Origin of the sequence: Niveibacterium sp. COAC-50 (genome assembly GCF_013184235.1) — a bacterium.
Classification (GTDB): Bacteria; Pseudomonadota; Gammaproteobacteria; order Burkholderiales; family Rhodocyclaceae; genus Niveibacterium; species Niveibacterium microcysteis.
In genome coordinates this window covers 574,405-594,319 of record NZ_JABCJM010000001.1, presented here as the reverse complement: position 1 = coordinate 594,319, position 19,915 = coordinate 574,405, and the positions used below count along the sequence as shown (strand labels likewise).

General features: G+C 63.0%; 20 protein-coding genes. 5 read left to right on the top strand and 15 right to left on the bottom strand.

All coding sequences use genetic code 11. The annotated features are described in order from the left end of the window. The first annotated feature begins 156 nt into the window (after positions 1 to 156). Positions 157 to 1,782 (top strand): L-aspartate oxidase, encoded by a 1,626-nt coding sequence (gene nadB, locus HH302_RS02705; protein ID WP_216661796.1) that lies wholly within the window; start codon positions 157 to 159, stop codon positions 1,780 to 1,782. Here nadB and HH302_RS02700 read toward each other — a convergent pair. The 9 genes from HH302_RS02700 to HH302_RS02660 form a co-directional block, all read right to left on the bottom strand. After that, positions 1,727 to 2,194 carry a protein YgfX gene (locus tag HH302_RS02700; protein WP_371814551.1) on the bottom strand — a complete coding sequence of 156 codons (468 nt, stop codon included), beginning with the start codon at positions 2,192 to 2,194 and terminating at the stop codon, positions 1,727 to 1,729. The two genes, nadB and HH302_RS02700, sit on opposite strands and share 56 nt — an antisense overlap. Before the next feature lie 17 nt (positions 2,195 to 2,211). Continuing rightward, a complete protein-coding gene (fabF, locus tag HH302_RS02695) occupies positions 2,212 to 3,450 on the bottom strand; it encodes a beta-ketoacyl-ACP synthase II (protein ID WP_172197860.1) in 1,239 nt (412 codons plus the stop codon). A gap of 39 nt (positions 3,451 to 3,489) precedes the next feature. After that, complete coding sequence (gene acpP, locus HH302_RS02690) at positions 3,490 to 3,726, bottom strand: acyl carrier protein (RefSeq protein WP_172197857.1); 237 nt, start codon at positions 3,724 to 3,726, stop codon at positions 3,490 to 3,492. 107 nt (positions 3,727 to 3,833) lie between these two features. Continuing rightward, positions 3,834 to 4,577: a 3-oxoacyl-ACP reductase FabG gene (gene fabG, locus HH302_RS02685; RefSeq protein WP_206256506.1), complete on the bottom strand. Its 744-nt coding sequence runs from the start codon at positions 4,575 to 4,577 to the stop codon at positions 3,834 to 3,836. Then, entirely contained in the window at positions 4,577 to 5,518 is a 942-nt protein-coding gene (fabD, locus tag HH302_RS02680; protein ID WP_172197851.1) for an ACP S-malonyltransferase, read from the bottom strand. The genes fabG and fabD overlap by 1 nt, the downstream gene beginning before the upstream one ends. 17 nt (positions 5,519 to 5,535) lie before the next feature. Further along, positions 5,536 to 6,498 (bottom strand): beta-ketoacyl-ACP synthase III, encoded by a 963-nt coding sequence (locus HH302_RS02675; RefSeq protein WP_172197848.1) that lies wholly within the window; start codon positions 6,496 to 6,498, stop codon positions 5,536 to 5,538. After that, entirely contained in the window at positions 6,495 to 7,520 is a 1,026-nt protein-coding gene (plsX, locus tag HH302_RS02670; RefSeq protein ID WP_172197845.1) for a phosphate acyltransferase PlsX, read from the bottom strand. Before plsX ends, HH302_RS02675 begins: the two co-directional genes overlap by 4 nt. Positions 7,521 to 7,594: 74 nt before the next feature. Then, on the bottom strand, positions 7,595 to 7,774 hold the full coding sequence (rpmF, locus tag HH302_RS02665; RefSeq protein ID WP_172197842.1) for a 50S ribosomal protein L32: 180 nt from the start codon (positions 7,772 to 7,774) through the stop codon (positions 7,595 to 7,597). A gap of 55 nt (positions 7,775 to 7,829) precedes the next feature. Beyond that, on the bottom strand, positions 7,830 to 8,348 hold the full coding sequence (locus HH302_RS02660) for a DUF177 domain-containing protein (RefSeq protein ID WP_172197839.1): 519 nt from the start codon (positions 8,346 to 8,348) through the stop codon (positions 7,830 to 7,832). Positions 8,349 to 8,422: 74 nt separating this feature from the next. On the opposite strand from HH302_RS02660, the gene HH302_RS02655 reads away from it, so the two are divergent. Together HH302_RS02655 and HH302_RS02650 are read left to right on the top strand one after the other, a co-directional pair. Beyond that, the gene (locus HH302_RS02655; RefSeq protein ID WP_172197836.1) at positions 8,423 to 9,001 is read left to right on the top strand and encodes a nucleoside triphosphate pyrophosphatase; all 579 of its coding nucleotides are present in this window, start codon (positions 8,423 to 8,425) and stop codon (positions 8,999 to 9,001) included. Beyond that, entirely contained in the window at positions 9,001 to 9,708 is a 708-nt protein-coding gene (locus HH302_RS02650; protein WP_172197833.1) for an SAM-dependent methyltransferase, read from the top strand. The genes HH302_RS02655 and HH302_RS02650 overlap by 1 nt, the downstream gene beginning before the upstream one ends. Positions 9,709 to 9,735: 27 nt before the next feature. Here the strand turns inward: HH302_RS02650 and HH302_RS02645 are convergent, their stop codons facing one another. Genes HH302_RS02645 through HH302_RS02630 form a run of 4 tightly spaced genes read right to left on the bottom strand, consistent with a single transcriptional unit; the run spans position 9,736 to position 12,617 of the window. After that, positions 9,736 to 10,668, bottom strand: coding sequence for a S49 family peptidase (locus tag HH302_RS02645; protein WP_172197830.1), 933 nt, complete (start codon positions 10,666 to 10,668; stop codon positions 9,736 to 9,738). Next, complete coding sequence (locus HH302_RS02640; protein WP_172197827.1) at positions 10,665 to 11,018, bottom strand: Rieske 2Fe-2S domain-containing protein; 354 nt, start codon at positions 11,016 to 11,018, stop codon at positions 10,665 to 10,667. Before HH302_RS02640 ends, HH302_RS02645 begins: the two co-directional genes overlap by 4 nt. Continuing rightward, positions 10,997 to 11,656, bottom strand: coding sequence for an HAD family hydrolase (locus HH302_RS02635; RefSeq protein WP_172197824.1), 660 nt, complete (start codon positions 11,654 to 11,656; stop codon positions 10,997 to 10,999). Before HH302_RS02635 ends, HH302_RS02640 begins: the two co-directional genes overlap by 22 nt. Further along, the gene (locus tag HH302_RS02630) at positions 11,649 to 12,617 is read right to left on the bottom strand and encodes an RluA family pseudouridine synthase (RefSeq protein ID WP_172200645.1); all 969 of its coding nucleotides are present in this window, start codon (positions 12,615 to 12,617) and stop codon (positions 11,649 to 11,651) included. Before HH302_RS02630 ends, HH302_RS02635 begins: the two co-directional genes overlap by 8 nt. A gap of 368 nt (positions 12,618 to 12,985) precedes the next feature. Between HH302_RS02630 and HH302_RS02625 the strand changes: the two genes are divergently transcribed. Further along, positions 12,986 to 15,949 carry an Rne/Rng family ribonuclease gene (locus HH302_RS02625; protein WP_172197821.1) on the top strand — a complete coding sequence of 988 codons (2,964 nt, stop codon included), beginning with the start codon at positions 12,986 to 12,988 and terminating at the stop codon, positions 15,947 to 15,949. A 98-nt stretch (positions 15,950 to 16,047) separates the two neighbouring features. Here HH302_RS02625 and HH302_RS02620 read toward each other — a convergent pair whose 3' ends face one another. Together HH302_RS02620 and uvrB are read right to left on the bottom strand one after the other, a co-directional pair. After that, positions 16,048 to 16,515, bottom strand: coding sequence for a low molecular weight protein-tyrosine-phosphatase (locus tag HH302_RS02620; RefSeq protein WP_172197818.1), 468 nt, complete (start codon positions 16,513 to 16,515; stop codon positions 16,048 to 16,050). Positions 16,516 to 16,590: 75 nt separating this feature from the next. After that, positions 16,591 to 18,621: an excinuclease ABC subunit UvrB gene (uvrB, locus tag HH302_RS02615; protein WP_371814608.1), complete on the bottom strand. Its 2,031-nt coding sequence runs from the start codon at positions 18,619 to 18,621 to the stop codon at positions 16,591 to 16,593. Positions 18,622 to 18,796: 175 nt separating this feature from the next. Between uvrB and glpX the strand changes: the two genes are divergently transcribed. Further along, a complete protein-coding gene (gene glpX, locus HH302_RS02610) occupies positions 18,797 to 19,804 on the top strand; it encodes a class II fructose-bisphosphatase (protein WP_172197812.1) in 1,008 nt (335 codons plus the stop codon). The last annotated feature ends 111 nt before the right edge of the window (positions 19,805 to 19,915 follow it).

Below are 19,915 nucleotides of genomic sequence, written 5' to 3'. Positions count from 1 at the left end.
CTAGGCCCTGAAGGCGACAGCTTATGCGTCCATTGACCCGACGGGCGCAGAATAGTTCAGCCGGCATCATGGGTATTGCTACCACCCGACGCCGGCACCTCAAGGGAGCGCGTGATATATTCGGCCGTCCCTATCTGGCGGCGCCTTCCGCGCGCCCTGACCGCCGTGCTCCAGTTCGATATCCTGATCCTTGGCAGCGGCCTTGCTGGCCAATCGCTCGCACTCCGTCTCGCCGACCATCATTCCGTAGCGCTGGTTACAAAGTGCCAGCTTGAAGACGGCGCCAGTTCTTGGGCGCAAGGCGGCATTGCCGCGGTCGTCGACCCGATGGATTCAACCGAGTCCCATGCGCGCGACACGCACATTGCCGGCGCGGGCATTTGCGACGATGGAGCCACCCGCTTCGTTGTCGAACACGGGCGGGAGGCCATCCAATGGCTGGCGGAGCAAGGCGTCCCCTTCACACCAGCGGAAGAAGGCCCGCTTCACATGCACTTGACGCGCGAAGGCGGCCACAGCCACCGGCGCATCGTTCATGTGGCGGATGCTACCGGCGCCGCCGTGCAAGAGACGCTGACACAGAAGGTTCGCGCACATCCGAACATTCGCGTCTTCGAACACCACATCGCCGTCGATTTGATCGTCGGGCATCGTCTGGGCCGAGCAGACCAAGGCTGCCTTGGTGCTTATATTCTCGACATCGCTGAGGATCACGTCGTCACCTTCGCGGCACGCCATACGGTGGTGGCCACAGGTGGTGCAGGCAAGGTCTACCTCTACACGACCAATCCGGATACGGCGACCGGTGACGGTATTGCCATGGCTTGGCGCGCGGGTTGTCGCGTTGCGAACATGGAATTCATCCAGTTCCATCCGACCTGCCTCTACCACCCGCAGGCCAAATCCTTCCTGATTTCAGAAGCGGTTCGCGGCGAGGGCGGTCTGCTGAAATTGCCTGACGGCACACGCTTCATGCTGCAGCACGACCCACGAGGCGAGCTGGCGCCGCGCGACATTGTCGCGAGAGCGATCGACTATGAAATGAAGCGGCACGGACTGGACTGTGTCTATCTGGACATCAGCCATCGCCCGACCGAGTTCATCACCACGCACTTCCCGACGATCTATGCGCGCTGCCTTGAGCTCGGCATCGACATCACAAAGGAACCCATTCCCGTCGTACCCGCCGCGCACTACACCTGCGGCGGCGTGCTGACCGATTTGCGCGCACGAACCGATCTGCCCGGCCTTTACGCAATTGGCGAAACTGCCTGCACCGGCCTGCACGGCGCCAACCGCCTCGCAAGCAACTCTCTGCTTGAATGCGTCGTTTTTGGTGAGGCCGCCGCGGCCGACATTCTGACCCACCCAAGGGCGATCGCCGAGGGGCTGCCGGAATGGGACGAAAGCAAGGTTACCGATGCCGACGAAGCAGTCGTGATTGCCCATAACTGGGATGAATTGCGCCGCTTCATGTGGGATTACGTCGGAATCGTCAGGACAACCAAACGACTGCAGCGCGCCCAACACCGAATCGCCCTGCTGCGTCGCGAGATCGACGAGTACTACGCAAATTTCCGTGTCAGCAATGACCTGATCGAACTTCGCAACCTGGTTGTAAGCGCCGATCTGATCGTTCGCGGTGCGCTCTCACGCAAGGAGAGCCGCGGTCTGCACTACAGCCGCGACTATCCGGAAACGCTGCCGAAGGGCAAACCGACCGTCCTCAGGAATCCGCGCTGGCCGTCCGGTTTGGTTCGCTGGATATCCGCTCGCGACTGAAGGCCCGCCAGCGCAACCAGGCACGTAGCAATCGCCACTCGCTGGCCGGCATGGCGGATGCGACAAGCCACAGCCGGTGACGCTTGCCTGTTGCCAGTTCCTGCCAACACAAAGCGAGAAACCAGCCGCCATCCCGAGTGGTTCGGCAAAACACGATCGGCAAGAACTGGCCGTCTGAGGCCAAGGCTTCCGCCGACCCGTCATCATGAAGGCGCAAAGACGCGCCGCCGGTAGCGGATCCCTGCCTCCACGCAAGGAACGCCGAGCCCGCGATGATCGGGATACCAAACCAGCGCAGCGTACCATCCACGCCCGGGTAGAAAAGCAAAAGCAGCGCCGTGACGTGGAATGCCATGAGCGCCACCCCAAAAAGCAAAGAGGCCCGCAGCCGTATCTCGCCTGCGAGCCTCATCTCCGCGTGAACGCCGACTAAACGCGACGGAAGATCAGCGTGGAGTTCGTGCCACCAAAACCGAACGAGTTTGACATCGCTGCGCGAATGGTCATCGGCCGCGCCTGCTTCGGCACGTAGTCGAGGTCACAGCCTTCGCTTGGCGTCTCGAGGTTGATGGTCGGTGGCGCCACCTGGTCGCGAATTGCGAGCGTGGTAAATACCGCCTCGATACCACCGGCAGCACCCAGCAGATGACCCGTCATCGACTTAGTCGAGCTAACCGAGAGCTTGTAGGCATGCTCACCGAAGCAACGCTTCACCGCCGTCGTCTCGGCCAAGTCGCCGAGCGGCGTGGAGGTGCCATGTGCATTGACGTAGTCGATTTCGTCGAGCTCCGTCTTGGCGTTACGCAAGGCATTGCGCATGCTGCGCGAGGCGCCTTCACCGTCCTCGCAAGGCGCGGTAATGTGGTTCGCATCCGCGCTCATGCCGTAACCGGCCAGCTCGGCGTAGATCTTTGCGCCGCGAGCCTTGGCATGCTCGTACTCTTCGAGGACCAGTACGCCGGCGCCCTCGCCGAGCACGAAACCATCGCGACCAGCATCCCACGGGCGGCTCGCTGCGGTTGGGTCATCGTTGCGGCACGACAAGGCACGCGCCGCACAGAAGCCACCCATACCAAGGAAGGAAACGGTCCCTTCGGCTCCACCGGCAACCATGATGTCCGCATCGCCGTACTCGATCAGGCGCTGAGCCTCACCGATTGCGTGATTACCTGTCGCGCAGGCACTCACCGTGGCGAAGTTCGGCCCCTTGAAGCCGTACTGAATCGACAGCAGCCCGGAGATCATGTTGATGATCGAACCCGGCACAAAGAACGGCGAGATCTTGCGCGCGCCGCCCTCCAGCGTTGCGTTGTGCGTGTCTTCGATCATCGGCAGACCGCCGATGCCCGAACCGATGCACACGCCGATACGCTCTGCGTTGTCTGGATGCTCCCCGAGCCCTGCGTCCTTGAGCGCGTCGATTGCCGCGGCCAGGCCGTAGTGGATGAACTTGTCGTAACGGCGCGCTTCCTTACCGGAAACGTACGCCGTCACGTCAAAGTTCTTGACCTCGCCGGCAATCTGCACCGGTAAGGTCGACGCATCGAAACGAGTGATGCGGGTGATGCCGGAACGCCCATTAAGGATGTTGTCCCAGGCTTCGGAGATGGAATTACCGACCGGACTGATGATACCGAGACCGGTGATGACGACTCTACGACCGCCCAAAGTGCGCTCCGGATCGAGTTACGAGGTTAAAAACTACGATTACTTCTTGTTGGCAACGACGTAGTCGATTGCCTGCTGAACGCTGGTGATCTTCTCGGCTTCTTCGTCCGGAATCTCGCACTCGAACTCTTCTTCGAGGGCCATGACCAGTTCAACGGTGTCCAGCGAGTCAGCGCCCAGATCGTCCACAAAGGAAGACTCGTTCTTGATGTCAGCCTCGTTGACGCCGAGTTGTTCGGCAACGATCTTCTTGACGCGTTGTTCGATGTTCTCCATTGACCACTCCTTCTCTAAATTCGGGGGTGAATAACCCCACTATTTTACCAAAAAGAAACCATAAAATGCGGGCATCTGCCCATCCTGCCTAGGCACCCACCAGGTGCTTATGACATGTACATTCCGCCGTTCGCATGCAGCGTAACGCCGGAAACATAGCTAGCTGCGGGAGAGGCCAAGAACGCCACCGCGGCGGCAATCTCTTCAGGACGCCCGAGTCGCCCAAGGGCAATCTGACCAAGCAGTGCGTCGCGCTGCTCATCTCCAAGCGCGCGCGTCATGTCGGTATCAATGAAACCCGGCGCAACACAGTTCACCGTGATGTTCCGGCTCCCCAGCTCACGCGCCAAGGCACGCGTCATGCCGGCAACGCCCGCCTTTGCAGCCGCGTAATTCGCCTGCCCGGCGTTGCCGGAAGACCCAACCACCGAGGTGATGTTGACGATGCGGCCATAGCGCGCCTTCATCATCGCGCGCATGACAAGTTTGGACATACGGAAAACGGCCTTGAGATTGGTGTCGATCACCGCATCCCACTCGTCGTCCTTCATCCGCATCGCGATGTTGTCGCGCGTGATGCCGGCGTTATTCACCAACACCGACACCGCACCGAACTCCTTCTCGATCCGAGCCAGCGCAGCTTCGCAATCCGCGGCATCGGTAACATTCAGGCGCAAGCCGGTACCCTTGATACCGGCCTCGGCTAGGGCCGCCGAGATCGCTTCGGCCCCAGAATCCGACGTCGCAGTACCAATGACGACCGCACCTTGGCGCCCAAGCTCAAGCGCAGTCGCACGCCCGATGCCGCGACTCGCGCCGGTTACCAGCGCAATTTGCCCTTCAAGTGCCATCATGCTGCAGCCCCTTTGGTCACTTCGAGAATCTTTGCCAGTGTGTCCGCATCCGAGATTGCAAGTGCCTCCGGACCCGCGCCACAGCGCTTCACCAGCCCCATCAGCACCTTGCCGGGGCCGCATTCAACGACTTGTGTGACACCTTGGGCGGCCAGGGCCTGCACCGTCTCGATCCAGCGAACCGGAGAGTAAGCCTGGCGCACCAGCGCATCCTTGATGCGAACCGGATCCGACTCGATTGCGACGTCGACATTGTTGACGACGCGGATTGCAGGCGTGCGAACGTCGACCGTCTGCAACGCCAGCGCAAGACGCTCAGCAGCAGGACGCATCAGGGCACTATGAAAAGGGGCGCTGACCGGAAGCGGCAACGCACGCTTCGCGCCTCGCGCCTTGGCAGCCTCGCAGGCTCGCGCAACCGCGCCAGCGTGGCCGGCGATCACGATTTGCCCCGGGTCGTTGAGGTTAGCCGCGGCAACCTCTTCGCCTTGCGCAGCCTCGGCGCAGGCTTCAGCCACCAATTCCGGGGACAGCCCGAGAATCGCCGCCATACCGCCCGTACCGGCCGGCACAGCATCCTGCATGGCCTGTGCGCGCAAACGCACCAGACGCACCGCATCCGCAAGCTCGAGTGCGCCTGCCGCGACCAGGGCGGAATATTCGCCAAGACTGTGACCCGCGACGACAGTCGGCGTCGCGCCACCCGCGGCACGCCATGCGCGCCAGACTGCGACGCCGGCGGTCAACATCAGCGGCTGCGTATTGACCGTCAGCGACAGCCGCTCGGCTGGGCCTTCGGCAGCCATCGCCCAGAGGTCCTCACCAAGCGCGGCGGACGCTTCAGCAAACGTCGCGCGAATCACTTCGGACTCGCCATACGCCGCCATCATGCCGACCGACTGCGACCCCTGGCCGGGAAAGACAAAAGCAAAACTCATCGCACCCTCACTCGGTATTACAGGCGCAGCAGCGCTGCACCCCAGGTAAAGCCACCGCCCACACCCTGCAACATCACGCTCTGCCCCGGCCGCACACGACCATCCCGCACCGCTGCGTCGAGCGCGAGCGGCACAGATGCCGCCGACGTGTTGCCGTGCCGGTCGACGGTGACGATCACCTTTTCAAACGGCAAATGCAGGCGCTTGGCGGTCGCCTGAAGAATCCGGATATTCGCCTGATGCGGGATCAGCCAATCGAGTTGCTCGGCCGTCATGCCGGCCTGCTCGAGCACTTCATGGGCGATATCGCCCAGCACGCGAACGGCCACCTTGAAGACCGCAGCGCCGTCCATGTGAATAAACGGCGAGCCCTCGACATGACCATCGCGGATATTGCCCGGCACCTCGAGGATCTCGTGCAGACTGCCGTCTGCATGCAGCGCAGTCGCGAGCAGGCCAGGCGTTTCCGACGCCTCAAGCAACACAGCGCCTGCACCATCGCCAAACAGAACGCAGGTACGGCGGTCCTCCCAGTCGATGATGCGGGAAAACACTTCAGCACCAATAACGAGCGCGCGACGATTCGAGCCGGAGCGGATGAACTTGTCCGCAATCGTCAGGGCGTAGACGAAGCCGCTGCAGACCGCCTGCACGTCAAAGGCCGGAAACCCTGACACTCCGAGCTCCGCCTGAATCAGGCAGGCTGTGCTCGGGAACACTTTGTCCGGCGTGGAGGTGGCGACGATGATCAAATCGACGTCGGCGGCCGTGCGCCCCGCCGCCTCGAGCGCACGACGTGCAGCCTCTGCACCCAGCACACTCGAAGTAACGCCGGCGGGCGCGAGGTGACGGGACCGAATACCTGTACGTTCGATGATCCAGCTATCGGACGTGTCGATGCCACGTGCCACCAGATCATCATTGGTGACGGGATCTCCCGGCAGCACGCTGCCTGTACCCACGACCCTGGAATAGATCACTGCGTCACTCCTTCTGCTGCAAGGTGCGCGCTGACGCGCGCGGTGATGCGATCGACAACCTGATTGCGTGCGGCATCCGCCGCACGGCGGAGCGCTTGTTCAAACGCAAACGCATCGGCGGAACCATGACTCTTGAACACGACCCCGCGCAGGCCAAGGAGTGCGGCACCGTTGTATCGCCGATGATCAACGCGCTGCTTGAAGTGACGCAGAGCCGGGATTGCCAGTAGCGCGACCAGCTTTGTGTACAGGTTGCGCTTGAGTTCTTGCTTGAGCGTGGTCGCCATCATTTGCGCCACACCCTCCGAAGCCTTCAGCGCCACGTTGCCTACGAAACCATCACAGACAACCACATCGGTGGTCGCCTTGTAGATGTCGTTGCCCTCAACGTTGCCGTAGAAGTTGAGGCCGCTGCCGCGCAGCAACTCTGCCGCTTGCTTGACGACCTCGTTGCCTTTGATCTCTTCCTCGCCGATGTTGAGCAACCCGACCGTGGGGCGCTCTTTGTGCTCAAGCGCGGAAACGAGCATGGCCCCCATGATGCCGAACTGGAGCAGGTGTTCGGCGGTGCAATCGACGTTGGCACCGAGGTCGAGCACGTAGGTGTGACCATCCAGCGCAGGCAGAATCGTCGCGATTGCCGGCCGGTCGATGCCATTGATGGTTTTCAGAACGAAACGCGCGATCGCCATCAACGCCCCGGTATTGCCCGCCGACACCGCAGCTTGCGCATCGCCAGACTTGACCTGGTCGATCGCAACGCGCATCGACGAGTCTTTCTTTGCGCGCAAAGCGCTTGCGGGCGCTTCGTGCATTTCAACGACTTGCGTCGCCGGCACGAAACGGGCACGACCAGGGAATTCGCCAGCCAGCCTGGAAGCTTCCGCTTCGATGGCTTCGGGCAGACCGACCAGCAGTACGCTGGCGTATGGATCGTCGCGCAGGAACTGGCGGGCTGCGGGCAGTGTGACCGAAGGGCCAAAATCACCGCCCATACAGTCGATCGCGAGCGTTACCTGCATCGATAGTGACTGGTGGGTAGGGACGAACGAAAACGGCGCCAGGCACTCTGGCGCCGTTTTCGTCGAAGAGGGAATTATTCGCCCTTGGCCTTCATGACCTTGCGGCCACGGTACACGCCAGACGGCGACACATGGTGGCGCAGGTGCACTTCACCGGTGGTCGGTTCGACGGCAGTCGCGGGACCGGTCAGAAAATCGTGGGCACGATGCATGCCGCGCTTCGACGGCGACTTTTTGTTCTGTTGAACAGCCATTTGATGCTCCTTCGCTCAATTTCAGTAATCAGACCCGCCGAAAACCGGATCGGGCTCAAACTTTCTTTCCCGCCCCGCGCAGGTTCGCCAGCGCGGCGAAGGGCGACGCGCTGTCGTCCCGTTCGCGGGGTTGCGGGGTTTCACACACCTCATGTCGCGGCGAGATCGGCAACGCCAGCAGCAGCTCATCCTCGACCAAGGCCAGCACATCGAGATTGCGCTCGGCGTGAATCGGATCGAAGGAGTCATCCTCCAGCTCGTCATCCGGCATCGGCTGCCCGAGCGGAACAAGCAGGAATCGAACATCCAACTCCAGATCAAGCGCAAGCGGCGCAAGGCACCGCTGACATTCAACCCGAGGCTTCGCTTCGATTGAGACCAGCAGAAACCGGTCGTCACCGACCTCGCTTCCGACCACCTCAACCTGAACCGAGCCCTGCGTATCCACCAACTCTGCGCGCAAACGCGAGAGTGCGGAAATCTCGACTGCACCCGCGAGACGCTCGCCGCGCCGCGCGAATTCGAGCGGATCGGCAATCAACCACGAGGCAAAACCAGCCTGCTGTTGCGACATAAACGAGCAATGATATTATCCAAGACCCTTTCTGTCAAAGGCGAATCGCCGCCGCCGGCGACACGCCCGCTCCGATGCGCACAATTGTCCTGGCCTCCACCTCCCGCTATCGCCGCGAACTGCTCGCAAGACTTGAACTTCCGTTCGTAACCGACAAGCCGGACACCGACGAAACGCCTCTCGCTGGCGAAGCGCCAGCCGAAACTGCGATTCGCCTCGCCGAAGCCAAGGCGCGCGCTGTCGCCGCGCGGCACCCGGACGCCCTGATCGTCGGCTCTGATCAAGTGGCCAGCGTTGGCGATGAGCGCTTTGGCAAGCCAGGCACCGTAGAACGGGCGATTGCCCAACTGAAGCAGATGAGCGGCAGATCCATCATCTTCCATACCGCCGTAAGCCTGCTCGACACAAACACCGGGCACGCTTCGACACGATGCGTGCCCACCGAGGTCGGTTTCCGGCACCTCAGCGACGCAGAGATTGAGCGTTACGTCTCACGGGAGATGCCGCTGGATTGCGCCGGCAGCGCAAAATCCGAAGCCTTGGGGATCACGCTGCTCGACCACATCCGCGGGGACGATCCGAATGCGCTGGTCGGCCTACCGATGATTGCGCTGTGCCGCCTGTTGCGCGAAGCCGGGATCCAGACGATCTGATGCCCGGCACCCTATTCCTGCTGCCTGTCGCGCTCGGCCCCGCGGACTCAGACGCGCTTCACCCGCCTGCGACGCTCAGAACCACTCATCTGCTGCGGCACTTCGTGGTAGAGAACGCCAAAAGCGCGCGCGCCGAACTGAAACGCATCGGCCATCCGCAACCGCTGCAAGCGCTGGATGTTCGAGAACTGCCGAAGACCCCAACCGATGCCGACCTGAGCGCCCTGCTCGCCCCAGCCCTCGCAGGGCAGGACATCGGCCTGATGTCCGAAGCGGGCTGCCCAGCCGTCGCAGACCCCGGTGCGTTGTTGGTCCGGCAAGCCCATCGGCTTGGCATTCGCGTAGCACCCCTAGTCGGCCCATCGTCTCTGCTGCTCAGCCTGATGGCCTCCGGGCTCAACGGCCAGAGCTTTGCGTTTCACGGCTATTTGCCAGTGAAGGAAGCCGAACGTGCGGCCGCGCTGCGCGAACTCGAAAAGGAGTCGCGTCGCTTCAAGCGCACGCAACTCTTCATCGAGACGCCATACCGTAACCAGGCGATGTTTGCGGCCCTGCTTGCCGGCCTTTCGGCCGAAACACAGCTTTGCGTCGCGCGCGAACTGACGACAGCTGGCGAATGGATCGCCACGCGCAGTATCGCAAGCTGGAAAAAAAGTGACGCGCCCGATCTGGATCGGCGCCCCACGGTATTCCTGTTCCTCGCCTAGCGGCCGGGCCGGCCGCCGGAGAAGCGATCAGCGATAGCGGGTCTCGACCATCCCCTCGGAAAAGGCTTGCGCCGCAACGCCGCCAAGCCGGCGCGCAAGGCGCTCGAAAGTCGGCTCACGCTCGGTGTAGTCGCGCAGCTTCTCGGCCTTGATCACATCCCGCGCCACCGAACTGACCGTCCCGGTCGCATCGGCGAGGCCGAGTTCGATGCTCTTCTGGCCAGTCCAGACCAGCCCCGAGAATGTCTCCGGCGTTTCCTTCAGGCGCTTACCACGGCCTTTGCGCACCGCATCGATGAACTGCGAGTGAATCTCTTGCAACATCGCGTTGGCGTGCTCAACATGGCGCGGCACTGACGGCGAGAACGGATCCAGAAACGCCTTGTTGTCCCCCGCCGTATAGACGCGCCGCTCGACGCCGAACTTCTGCATCGCCTCGGTAAAGCCAAAGCCGTCCATGATCACGCCGATCGAACCGATCAGGCTCGCTTTGTCGACATAGATCTTGTCCGCAGCCGCCGCAACGTAGTAACCGCCGGAAGCACACAACTCCTCAACCACCGCATACACCGGCAGTGCAGGCTTTGTCGCCTTGAGGCGCTTGATTTCGTCGTAGATCGCGCCGGCTTGCACCGGGCTACCGCCCGGGCTGTTGATCTTGATCACCACGCCCTTGACAGCGTCGTTCTTGAACGCCTCACGCAGCGCGGTATTTACGCGCGCCGCGCTCGCGGGGTTGTTCGCCGCGATAACACCATCCAGCTCGATGACCGCTGTATGCGGGTGACCATCAACGCCTTCCGGGCTGCGGCCCGACCACATGATCCAGAGAAACACGCCGAAATACGCCACGCCCAGCAGCTTGAAGAAAATGCCCCAACGGCGCCGGCGGCGCTGCTCCTTGAGCGCCTCGGTGGCGAGATCTTCGATCAGCTTGCGTTCCCAGACTTGTTCACTCATGCAGTTTTCTCAAGGAGGTAGATATGCCCATCGCGCTCGATCACATCGAGCCTCGGCAGACGGCCGCCGCGACACGGGCCGGCCAGACAATGCCCACCGACCGGGTCGTACAACGCACCGTGCGTTGCACAAATCAAGTATAAGCCCGAGTCATCGAAGAACTTGCCCGGTTGCCAGTCCAACTCAACCGGCACATGCGCACACCGGTTGATGTACGCCCGCACCTCACCCCGGTAGCGCACGACAAAACCGGTCTCGTCACCAAAAGCCGTGCGTAGCGGGAAGCGCACGCCATCGCCCCCCTCCTGAACCTCTCCGCTCGTGCAGATCAGGCGTTCGCTGCCAGCCATGCATCGAGCTCCGCAACGGAATGCACCAAACCAAGCGGCGCAAGGGCGTCGAGCACATCGAGCGGGTGCGCGCCGTAGGTCACGCCAACCGCTGGCGTGCCGGCGTTTTGCGCCATCAGCAAGTCATGCGTCGTATCGCCGATCATCAAGGTGCGCTCTGGCGAGACGGCGAATTCGTCGATCAATTCGAGCAGCATCGCTGGGTGCGGTTTCGAGAATGTTTCGTCCGCCGTGCGCGAGCCGTGGAAGCGCGCACCCAGGCCGCTCGCAGCAAAAGCGCGATCAAGCCCGGCGCGGCTCTTGCCGGTGGCCACAGCAAGACCGTAGCCCTCCGCCGCCAAGCGATCGATCAGCGCCGGCACGCCGTCGAACAGCACCAGCTCTCCGTCGCGCGCGAAATAGTGATGGCGATAGCGGTCAACCATTCTCGGATAGTCGGCCGGGTCGAGCGTTGGCACCGCCGAATGCAACGCGTCATTCAAGCCCAGACCGATGACGTGGCTCGCCTGAGCACGATCGGGCACCGGCAAGCCCAGATCCGCGCACGCAGCCTGAATCGCTGCGACGATCGTGGCAGTCGAATCCATCAAAGTGCCATCCCAGTCGAATACGACCAGGTCAAACCGGCGTTCAGCCATAGCTACGCGCCTCCTTCTCATCAAGGCGCGCCACGAAAGCGGCTAACTCATCGGGCAGCGGCGCTGACAGCGCCAAGGGCTCGCCGGTAACCGGATGCGGCACAACCAGGCTCGCCGCATGCAGGAACATGCGCTTCAGACCTTCCTTCTGCAGCGCCTTGTTCAGCGCGAAGTCGCCGTATTTATCGTCACCCGCCAAGGGGAAGCCAAGATGAGTCAGGTGCACCCGGATCTGGTGCGTCCGGCCGGTCTTGATCTGCACCTCGACCAGACTGAAACGCTCCCAGCGCGCCACGAGCCGTACGATGCTGTGCGAGGCCTTGCCATCCTTATCCACCGTAACGCGCCGCTCTCCTTCTTCGGTCAGGTACTTGGTGAGAGCAAGCTTGATGTGCTGAACCGGGTTCGGCCACTTGCCAACCACCAGCGCCAGATAGCGCTTGTCCAAGCCGCCTTCGCGCAGCACATCATGCAGCTTGCTGAGCGCCGACCGCTTCTTGCCGATCAGCAGGATGCCGGAGGTCTCACGATCGAGCCGGTGCGCCAACTCGAGAAACCGCTGCTGCGGCCGCTGCTGTCGCAACTGCTCGATCACGCCAAAGCTCACCCCGCTGCCACCATGCACCGCAGTACCTGCCGGCTTGTTGATCGCCAGAAGCGCGTCGTCTTCAAACAGGATCGGGAACTCACGGCCCGGCACCGGCGCCTTGTCGGCCTTTTCAGCCAGGCGCAATGGCGGAATCCGCACCTCATCGCCCGCCGCGAGCCGGTAGGTCTGATCGATGCGCCCTTTATTCACCCGCACCTCGCCGCTGCGCAGGATTCGGTAGATCAGGCTCTTGGGGACGCCCTTGCAGACGCGGATCAGAAAATTGTCGATGCGCTGACCTGCATCGTTTTCGTCGATCAGCACTCGCTGGACGGCTGGGGGGGCGGACGGGGTTTTGCCTTGCAAGACCATGTTGAATATACTGCTTGGGTTCGTCCGGTACGTCCGGCTCGGGCCGCACCTCGCAGGATGCAGGTACGGACCAGTCGGCGATGAGCTCAGCTCCCAGAGGAACGCCAAGCCAACCGTCGCTGGAGCACAAAAGCTCGCGATGGTACCCAAAAAACACTTGACCACATAGTTGGCGCGCAACTCGCAGAATGCAAGGCCCTGAGCGGTCGGCCGAACCTCGCCGAGACTGCAGGACCGATCAGTACGAATCCCGCGACTCTTTTTGAAAACGAACCATCGCATGACAGCGTTCCCGACAATCTGAGTACGCCGTCCGAATCGGACGGTGCGGTTCGTTCTGCCCGCTTGCGCGCGGGAGAACAACACCAATGAAGCGCATGCTTTTTAATGCGACGCAGGCCGAAGAACTGCGCGTCGCGATCGTAGATGGTCAGAAATTGATCGATCTCGATATCGAATCGGCCGCCAAGGAACAACGCAAGAGCAACATCTACAAAGGCGTCGTGACACGCGTCGAGCCTAGCCTCGAAGCAGCCTTTGTTGACTATGGCGCCGAACGCCATGGCTTTCTGCCGTTCAAGGAAATTTCCCGCGCCTATTTCAAGGAAGGTGTAGAAGCTTCCCGCGCCCGCATTCAGGACGCGATCAAGGAAGGCCAGGAACTGATCGTCCAGGTTGAGAAGGACGAACGTGGCAACAAGGGCGCAGCCCTGACCACCTTCATCTCGCTCGCCGGCCGCTACCTGGTGCTGATGCCGAACAACCCCCGCGGCGGTGGCGTTTCGCGCCGCGTTGAGGGCGACGACCGCGCGGAATTGCGCGACGCGCTGGATCAACTGGACGTGCCCACCGGCATGAGCATGATCGCTCGCACCGCAGCGATCGGCCGTGCAGCCGAAGAACTGCAGTGGGACCTGAACTACCTCGCCCAGCTGTGGAAAGCAATCGAAGGTGCAGCCAAGGGCCAGAGTGGCGCCTACCTGATCTATCAGGAAGGCAGCCTCGTGATCCGTGCGATCCGCGACTACTTCTCGTCCGACATCGGTGAAATCCTGATCGACACCGACGACGTGTACGAACAGGCGCGCCAGTTCATGGCGCATGTGATGCCAACCAATGTGCATCGCGTGAAGCGCTACCGCGACGATGTGCCGCTGTTCTCGCGCTTTCAGATCGAACACCAGATCGAATCGGCATACTCGCGCCAGGTGAACCTGCCGTCGGGCGGTGCCGTGGTGATCGACCATACCGAAGCGCTGGTCGCGGTCGACGTGAACTCGGGCCGCGCAACCCGCGGCGCGGACATCGAAGAAACCGCGCTGAAGACCAACCTCGAAGCCGCGGACGAAGTGGCCCGCCAGCTGCGCCTGCGTGACTTGGGCGGCCTGATCGTCATCGACTTCATCGACATGGAAAATCCGAAGAGCCAGCGCGAGGTGGAAAACCGCCTGCGCGACGCCCTTCGCCATGACCGCGCCCGTGTGCAGACCGGCAAGATCAGCCGCTTCGGCCTGTTGGAGCTCTCGCGCCAGCGCCTGCGCCCGGCGCTGGCCGAAACCAGCTACATCACCTGCCCCCGCTGTACCGGCACCGGCCATATCCGCTCGACGGAATCGGCGGCGCTGCACATCCTGCGCATCCTCGAAGAGGAGGCGATGAAGGAGAACACCGGCGCACTGCACTGCCAGGTACCGGTTGATGTCGCAACCTTCCTGTTGAACGAAAAGCGCGACGACATCGCCAAGATCGAGCTGCGCCACAAGGTCAATCTGCTACTGATCCCGAACCGCCATCTGGAAACGCCGGCGCACGAGATAGTCCGTCTGCGTCACGACCAGCTGAACTCAGAAGAGCTGAACCTACCCAGCTACAAGATGGCGCAGATGCCGGCCGACGCGACCTATGCGCCGCCGTCCGCCAACACCGAAGGCAAGCCCCCGCGCCAGGAAGCCGCGATCCGCTCGTTCACGCCGGACCAGCCGGCCCCGATCGTTGAGCCGAAGACCGAGGCCGCACCGGTCGCCCCTAGCGCGACTGTGCAGCCGGGCCCCAGCCTGTTCCAACGCATCCTGAACTGGTTCCGTGGTGGTGACGCCACCACCGCGGCGCCGGCCGCGAAGCCTGCCGAGACCAAGGACGCGGGCCGCAACGGACGTCGCAATGAGCGTAGCCGTGGCGAGCGCGGTGGCCGTGGCAACCGGGAAGAACGCGGCGAACGCGGCGAGCGCAATCGCGACGGCCAGAAAGGCCGCGACGAGCAACGCAACCGCAACGAAGCGCGTGGCGAAAAAGGCCGTGACCGCCAGGGCGCCAAGCCCGAAGCCGTTGCCGAACAGGCAACCAAGCCGCAACGCGAAGGTGGAGAACGCGGTCGTCGCGATGAAAACCGTGGCGAACGCGCGGAGAAGCCTGAGGGCCAGACGCAGGAACGCCGCGAACGCCAGCCGCGCGAACCACGTGAACCGCGTCAGCCGCGTCAGCCGAAACCGGCCGCAACTGAAGCCGATATCGCGACCGTGATCGACACCGGCGCCATCGAAGGTGCCGGCGCCGCCCCCGAGATCGCACCGCAAGCGGATGAAGGCGAAGGCACTAGCCGCCGTCGTAACCGCCGCGGCCGCCGCGGCGGCGAACGCCGTAACAACGAAGCTGCAGCGCAGGAGCAAGGCGATAGCGCGAACCGCCCGGTCGAGATCATGTTCTATCCGACACCGGAGGCCGCCGCAGCTGCTGCGGAAGCACAAGCCGCAGCCGACGCTGCGCGCCGTGCGGAAGCCAAAGCCCGCCGAGCCGAACGTGACGCAGAGCGCCAAGCTCACCGCGAACGTCGCCAACGCCAGGCACCGGTAGAAATCATGTTCTACCCGACGCCGGAAGCCGCTGCCGCCGCTGCTGCAGCGAAAGAGGCCGCGACGACCGAAGCGCTTGCCAGCAGTGCGCCGGTGGTCGAGCCTGTCGCCGCGCCAGCCACCGCAGCAAGCGAAACCGTCGCCGTCACCGCAGTCGTTGAGGCAATCGCGAACGAGCCGGCCCCTGCCGTGGTCGAAGCGGCGCCAATCGCTCCGGTTGCGCAGGCCGAGCTTGCTCAAGAGGAACCACTGCCGGTTCGCGCGGCCGCTGCACGCACCCAGGCTCAACTGCCGTTCGACCTGAACGCGGTGCTGAAGAGCGATGAGCTCGTCATGATCGAAACGCGCAGCGACGCACCGGCAGCACCTGCCGCCGCCCCGGTAAGCTCGGACGAAGCGCCCGCGCGTCGCCGTCGCCAACGGCCGGCGCGCCCGGTCGTCGCCGACGAGCCGCTGCAGCAAGTCGAAACGCGCAACGAGTAAACTAGCTCGGGCCGCACAAACCAAAACGCCCCGCTGTCCTCTGGTCAGCGGGGCGTTCTCATTTGAGGTCGGCACCGCAGCGCCGGGAGCCGACGCACCTACACCTTGCCCGCCTTGATGGCCGCCAACATGGCCACCACACCGTCTTCGCACAGATCGAGCACATGCTCGAAACCCGCGTCACCGCCGTAGTAGGGGTCGGGCACGTCAAGACCCACGCCGTCGGCGATGAAATCCCGGAACAAGTGCAGCTTGCCCGCATGCTCCGGCGGACAGAGTCGTTTCATGTGGGCGAGATGGCCGCGATCCATCGCAACCAGCAAGTCGAATACCTCGAAATCCGCCGCGGCCAGCTTGCGCGCACGCAATTTGCCAAGCTCGTAGCCACGCCGTTTGGCCGCGCGTTGCGAACGCGGATCAGGCGCCTCGCCAGCATGCATGCCCTGAATCCCGGCCGAGTCCACTTCGACGTCGGCGCCCGATGCCGCGATCATGGCCCTCGCTACCCCCTCTGCGGTGGGGGAGCGGCAGATGTTTCCAGTACAGATGAACAGTACGCGCTTCATGCTCTGAGTTTTTCTCGTTGTTGTCTTCGTATTGCCGGCCGCCCGCCGCACAGGCGGATCGAAGCCGAAAATGAATCAGGGTGAGCCGTGCTGATCGGCACCAAAGGCGCGCTGGCGCAGCCGGAACAGTTCATCTCGCGCAGCGGCCGCCTTCTCGAACTCCAGGTTTCGCGCGTGCTCAAGCATGTCCTTCTCCAGTTTCTTGATCGCCTTGGCCAGCGCCTTTTCGTCCATTAGCGCGTAGTCGGCATCCGCCTCGGCGACCCTGAGGGCCTTGCCGGCCTCCGCTTCGTGATAGACGCCATCGATGATGTCCTTGATTCGCTTGTGCACGGACTTCGGCACGATGCCATTAGCCTCGTTGTGCGCGATCTGCTTGGCGCGACGGCGCTCCGTTTCGCCCATCGCGGCCCGCATCGAATCGGTGATACGGTCGGCGTAGAGGATCGCCGTGCCGTGCAGATGGCGCGCCGCGCGGCCAATTGTCTGAATCAGGCTGCGCTCGGAACGCAGGAAGCCTTCCTTGTCTGCGTCGAGGATCGCGACCAGCGAGACCTCAGGGATATCCAGCCCCTCGCGCAGCAGATTGATGCCGATGAGCACATCGAACTCGCCCAGGCGCAGATCGCGGATGATCTCGACCCGCTCGACCGTATCGATATCGGAGTGCAGGTAGCGCACCCGGATGCCGTTCTCGCCAAGGTAATCGGTCAGTTCCTCGGCCAGCCGCTTGGTCAGCACGGTGACGAGCACACGCTCCTCCACCGCGGTGCGCTTGCGGATCTCAGTCAGCAAGTCGTCGACCTGCGTAATCGCCGGCCGGACGTCGATCACCGGGTCGACCAGACCGGTCGGCCGCACCACCTGCTCTACCACCTGCCCTTGATGTTGCTCTTCATAGGCCGCTGGCGTCGCGGAGACAAAGATCGTCTGCGGCATCAGGCGTTCGAATTCCTCGAACTTCAGCGGTCGGTTGTCGACCGCCGAGGGCAGCCGGAAGCCATAGCCGACCAAGTTCTCCTTGCGCGCCCGGTCACCCTTGAACATGCCGCCCACCTGCGGAATCGCCACATGCGATTCGTCGATGAACATCAGCGCATCGCGCGGCAAGTAGTCGATCAGCGTCGGCGGCGGCTCGCCGGGCGCACGACCGGAGAGATGCCGCGAGTAGTTCTCGATGCCCTTGCAGAAGCCGACCTCAGTCAGCATCTCCAAATCGAAGCGGGTGCGCTGCTCGATGCGCTGCGCCTCGACCAGCTTGTTCTCACGCACATAGAAGGCGATGCGCTCACGCAACTCCTCCTTGATGCCCTCGATCGCCTTGAGCACCGTCGCACGCGGCGTCACGTAGTGACTGGATGGGAATACCGTAAAGCGGCCAAGCTTCTGCTTCAGATGCCCGGTCAAGGGGTCGAACAGCGTGATGTGCTCGATCTCATCGTCGAACAGCTCCAGCCGCACCGCCATTTCGGCGTTTTCGGCCGGGAAGATGTCGATCACATCACCGCGCACACGGAAGGTGCCGCGTTTGAAATCCAGGTCCGAACGCGAGTACTGCATGCCAACCAAGCGCTGCACGACATCGCGTTGCGGCATCTTCTCGCCCTCGCGCAGGTGCAGGATCATCGAGTGGTAGTCCACCGGGTCGCCGATACCGTAGATGCAGGACACGGTCGCGACGATCACCACATCCCGCCGCTCCAGCAGGCTCTTGGTCGCCGACAGCCGCATCTGTTCGATGTGCTCGTTGATCGCCGAATCCTTCTCGATGAAGAGATCGCGGCTCGGCACATAGGCCTCCGGCTGATAGTAGTCGTAGTAGGAAACGAAGTACTCGACCGCGTTCTCGGGGAAGAATTCGCGGAACTCGGCGTAAAGCTGCGCGGCGAGCGTCTTGTTCGGCGCCAGCACCAGCGCGGGTTTGCCAGTGCGCGCGATGACATTGGCCATCGTGTAAGTCTTGCCCGAGCCGGTAACGCCGAGCAAGGTCTGGTACATCAGCCCGTCTTCGACCCCTTCGGTCAGCTTTGCGATCGCGGTGGGCTGGTCCCCAGCGGGCGGAAACGGCTGATGCAGGCGGAACGGACTTCCAGGAAATTCGACGATCACAAGGGCGCTCCGGAAAACTGGCCGAACCTTGGATTGTATGCCGCATCGCAAGTTCGGCCGCGGCTTGTTTCGGCGAGCCGGCAGGACGGCGCCCATCCGTTTACAATCCCGCCCCTGAATTGACCCGCCGGCACGCCACGAGCGTCGCGGCCCACAACAGGAATCCCACAGCATGAGACGCGAACTTGCGATCGAATTCACCCGCGTAACCGAAGCCGCCGCCCTCGCCGGCTACAAATGGCTTGGCCGCGGCGACAAGAACAAGGCCGACGGCGCTGCCGTCGAGGCGATGCGCTTCGTGCTGAACCAGATCCAGATCGACGGCGAGATCGTTATCGGCGAGGGCGAGATCGACGAAGCCCCCATGCTCTACATCGGCGAACACGTCGGTCGTGGCGGCGACGGCGTGGATATCGCGGTCGACCCGATCGATGGCACCCGCATGACCGCAATGGGCCAGAACAACGCGGTGGCGGTGCTGGCCGCGGGCGACAAGGGCAGCTTCATGCGGGCGCCGGACATGTACATGGAGAAGCTGATCGTCGGCAACCCGGCCAAGGGCGCGATCGATCTGCACAAGCCACTTGAAGACAACCTGCGCTCGGTCGCCGCCGCACTCGGCAAGCCGCTCAACCGGCTGACCGTGATCACGCTGGCGAAGCCGCGCCATGAGGCCGCGATCAAGGAAATGCATGCGCTTGGCTGCAAGGTCTTCGCGATCCCCGATGGCGATGTCGCCGCGTCGGTGATGGCCTGCATGCCCGACAACGAAGTGGACATGTTGTACTGCATCGGCGGCGCACCGGAAGGCGTTGTCTCCGCCGCAGTCGCCCGCGCGCTCGATGGCGACATGCAGGGCCGCCTGATACCGCGGGATATCGCCAAGGGCTCGACGCCGGAAAACGTGGCGCTCGGCGCCGAAGAGCGCGCACGTTGCGCAAAGATGGGCATCGCGGTCGACACGGTGCTGACGCTCGACGAGATGGCCCGCACCGACAACGTGATCATCGCGGTCACCGGCATCACCAAGGGCGACCTGCTCGAAGGGGTCACCAGTGACGGCACCTTCGCGACCACCGAAACGCTGCTGATCCGCGGCAAATCGCGCACGATCCGCCGTATCCATTCGACGCATTACCTCGCCCGCAAGGACGACGCGATCAAGTCGCTGATCCTCTGACAAGCGACAGCACGTCGGCCACCGACGCCCCGGGCGGGACGGCCATCCGGGCGACAGTCGCATGGCCGCGTGCTAAACTTAAAAGCTTGATTTCCTGCGACTTTCCCCCCG